Source organism: Lyngbya sp. CCY1209 (assembly GCF_035615495.1).
Classification (GTDB): domain Bacteria; phylum Cyanobacteriota; class Cyanobacteriia; order Cyanobacteriales; family Microcoleaceae; genus Limnospira.
Map to the genome: position 1 here is coordinate 1 of NZ_JAJENU010000194.1, position 3,495 is coordinate 3,495.

2 protein-coding genes and 1 pseudogene are annotated in these 3,495 nt (G+C 35.8%); all 3 read right to left on the reverse strand.

Annotation, left to right across the window (positions count from 1 at the left end):
* Positions 1-1,553: sulfotransferase family 2 domain-containing protein (locus LKE08_RS03330; RefSeq protein WP_324702776.1), on the reverse strand; the 1,553-nt coding region annotated here is incomplete at its 3' end.
* Between the two features lie 366 nt (positions 1,554-1,919).
* Positions 1,920-2,990: a methyltransferase domain-containing protein gene (locus LKE08_RS03335; RefSeq protein ID WP_324702777.1), complete on the reverse strand. Its 1,071-nt coding sequence runs from the start codon at positions 2,988-2,990 to the stop codon at positions 1,920-1,922.
* A gap of 38 nt (positions 2,991-3,028) precedes the next feature.
* Positions 3,029-3,495 (reverse strand): annotated as a pseudogene (locus LKE08_RS03340) (chromosome partitioning protein ParA); the annotation flags it as partial.

Here is a 3,495-nt window from a genome sequence, read left to right on the forward strand (position 1 = left end):
GCAAAATCATTAAATAAGTTCTCAACTTTGAGAAGATGGGGTTTGATGATACCCATCTCAATTAAAGGATGAGCTTGTAACTTATGATGAATATTACAATTTCTAATATCCAGTGATTTTAAATATTGTACAAACTCATCAAAACAAAAACTATTTTTACGGTTTATCTTCCTTCCTAAAAATTTTGAGATGTCGGGATTATCATATCCAGTTTTAATGGCGTGAAGGTAGCTACTGACAGCACGAGAAAAAGGATCTCTAACTAAACATACTATATTTGAATGGATAATTTTATGGGTGGCTCTGAGCTGTTTTCTGTATTTAGGATTTGCCATAAAAACCTTGGCTTTATACATATGAGGCTGAGGATGATAAGATTCCACCTCTTGGTAAAGTCCAGCATGATAAAAAAACCACTTCAAACCAAAGCTACAAGCACTTTTGGCGCAGAAAATTAAAGTTAAATTCAGCGATTCATTATAGAGAGGTTTTGGCTGATGATTAAACAAGATTTTACCAACTTCATGGGGAGATACCTTTTTGTTAAAATTAACATAAGTCACTGGTTTGTTTGATTTCCAACTTTTTGATAATCTTCTCTCAAACAGTTGAACACCAGCTTTGTATAATTCTAGGTCGAGAGCATTATTTTCAACAACCAAATCTAGTGTTGATTGAGGTAAGTTTTGTATAAAGTTTTCAATTTTAGGGTTTTTGTTGAGACTGAGTGATGGTACGGAAGTTTGAGAAATACGATTAAAAAATTCAACGGACTCATTATATTTCTCTGTGATTCCCAAAAAATACAAGTTTTCCAGATCTATATCTTTTAATACTCTCGATTGTAAATTAGGTCGTTGTTTGACAAATGTTTCAACAGTACCGGAATAACCATAATGATCGTACATATGAAAATAATTAGACAAACACCGCCGAATAGGTTCTCTCAGAAATGTAACTAATTTTAAACGATTACCAAAAATATAGCAATAATGCTTTATACCACGTTGATTAGCGTCTCCTATATGTCCTCCTATGACTTTGATTTTTTTCTCATCAACATAGTCTTTAAGCCTTAATGGACTAGCCGATTCCCCGTAAATTGAAGATTTAATTATTGGACTTGTGACTGGAGATTTAATGCCATAATCATAGATAACTTGAGAAGGATTAAATTGTTGTTCTAATCCGATTCTAAAAGATGTACCAGCCGTTTTTGGAATATGAATAAACAAATATATATTATCATCATCTGATTGGGGACTGGCAGCCACAAATTTACTGGTTCCGAGTATTTCTCCCGTATCTTTCCAAGCCAACTGTATTTTATCTCCATTTTTTAAATTATATTGAGATAAATCAAAGCAAAAATTAACCTTTAAAGTGTCACTATTATTATGGAAATTTTTTGGCTTAATCTGCTCAGAAGTCAATTTTTGACCATTAATCAATACGACGATATCAGAAGGATCACAACCTCCTTTTCCAGTTGATATCCAGCCTCTGACAATTCCTTTGGTTTCTAAATTATTCCAGTTTACAGAACTTTTCATTGATAAACTGACCTCAAATTTTTGTCCTTATTTAGGATTGAGAATATTCAAAAAAGCGGTTCGCTCTTTGATGAAACTGTGTTCGGCTGAGGTTTAGCGGACGACAGTCGGCATCAAGCGACAACGGGAGATAATTTGAGAGCCTCGCAAGTGGCATTCAATATTCCTTCCACAGTATACTCCAGCCGGAGACAATTGTAACGGGGAAGGCAAAATGAGCGATTCCCGATACAATCTGGACATATGGTTAGGGTTCCCATCGCCATTGCTTCGAGGGTGGGAGGATAACCCCCCCTTCCAGGCAGTCAGGCACGAGTATAGTAATTTTAGCACGGTTAATGTACTCTAGATAATCGATTTTGGGAATTAGGGATGTGAGGAGTTGCACCCCGTTAAATGAGAATGTATAAGTCTACTTTTTAAGTCGGGAAATAAACCATGAATATCTGAGGTTTTGCTTTCTGATTTCCAGAGAATACATAAAAAATCTATAAATCCTGTCTGCGCTTGATAAACTTCCGCCTTAGCAAAATTTACAAGATTATATTTAATTAGTTCAGAGATCACATCATAGAAATGTACATCAGTGAAAATATTGCAATGGGTATCAATATATGAATTTTTAGATTTTTCCGCCGTCGAAATTAGTTGTTTCACATCTCTTGGTATGCGAGAAAGCGACTCGCTGTTGGTTTTTCCAGCCCATACATCACCGGGCTTTAAGGGTCTATTATAATAGTTGGAATTAAATACATGACGAAAAGACGGTCTTTCTAAGTTATTAAAGTGGTTTTCTAAGATCTCTCCCAGGCTAGTTAGGGGCTTGAGACAATCAAAAGTATAACGCTTATCAGGGATAACGAAAAAAGCAAAACCCGTATCTTTTAACAAATCAGAAATTTGATCAAGAAAACCAATCATGTTTGGTGTATGTTCAAGAACATGAGATGCAATGATGTAATCATGTTTTTTGGGAATATCACTCAAATTTATTTTTGACAAATTATATGTGACATCAACGACAAAATTGGCATTGTGACCTGGAGTGTCATTAGCCAGTTTCTTTAATTCTTGTGTTGTCCTATAGTCAGCATAGCTTATATCTCCTTGCCCTGGCGAAAAAAAAGGTCGATCAAAGGCTCCTATTTCTAGTCCTATAGTAGTTTTTACATCTATAAGATTAGTGAGTACACTTTTATAATACAAAAAGCGATGGTGTTCCCGAGGATTTTTGGGTTTTGAATTAACCGGATTGGGTTTGTAATGATTTTGATCTAAGGGTAAAACAGATTTTTTTGGAGAATTACAGGGGTGATTCTGGGTGCTATGATCTGAATAGATTGACGATTCTTGCGTGATCAAATTAAGCCTCATCGAGAGACTTTCCAAGTCTCCTTTAATATCTCGAATTAAATTTTGACTTTCAATGTGAGTCATGGCAATCAATCAAGTAAGATTCAGTAACGTGATTAAATTTATACCAGTAACTTTTCAGAGCTTGTATTGTGATCCATCAATGGTTTCTTAAATCGTTCCTTGGTCATCTTTTTCATCAACTTTTGCCACTCCGGTAAGTTTGTTAACATTTCCGAATTGAACGGTATATTGTTCTCAGCCGAGAATTTCTCAAAGCTTCCCAGCCAACCCAAAATTGCCTCGGAGGGAGAATCGCTTTGGAGTTTCCAAGCTTGTCTTAAATTGCCAATCATTTTTTCATACTGACCCATCGTATACGAATTCCATGCTTTCCAAACTAAGAATTGGGACTCGACTTCTTCTCTAGTTTTCTCATGATGAGTGAGCGATCGCTCCAAACTCAACCTTACAAGTTCTTCCTTCATCTTTAATTGCTTGTCATGATACTGTTCCAACTCCCCTCGGGTTTGTTGCAACTGAGTTTGGGAGGTTTCCAACTCCCCTCGGGTTTGTTGCAACTGAGTTT